Raw genomic sequence first — 363 nt, 5'->3', positions numbered from 1 at the left:
AACACCAAGGCTGCCGCTGGGTTGTCTCGCTGCATCGCTCTTAAGTTCTTTTCGGCGGCTCTACTCATCATGTAGTAACCCCCCGCCACCCGGTTTTTGGTTACTGCTGAAAGCCGCCGTTCCTGCTCTAGCGTGTCGACTGTGTGGCTCAGCAAGGCCCTCACTTGGGTGAGCTGTTCCTCCAGCTTTTGAACCTTTTTTTCGTCCTGAGACATGTATCACCCCGTGAAACATTAGTGTGCATTTTTTGAAGCATCATGCCTCATGCTAGCAAGATGCATGATGTCTCACAAATGCTTTATGACGTATAGCGATGTCTCACCGGGTGATACATAGATGTATAGCCACGTGAGACATCGCTCT

At 50.1% G+C, this 363-nt stretch carries 1 protein-coding gene; it reads right to left on the bottom strand.

The window, feature by feature from the left end; all coding sequences use genetic code 11:
* The coding region (locus tag GHO41_RS30170; protein ID WP_218580293.1) for a hypothetical protein at positions 1–215 on the bottom strand (215 nt) is incomplete at its 3' end.
* Between the last annotated feature and the right edge of the window lie 148 nt (positions 216–363).

Source organism: Pseudomonas sp. FSL R10-0399, from assembly GCF_009600165.1.
GTDB lineage: Bacteria > Pseudomonadota > Gammaproteobacteria > Pseudomonadales > Pseudomonadaceae > Aquipseudomonas > Aquipseudomonas helleri.
This window is presented reverse-complemented; position numbering and strand designations above follow the sequence as displayed.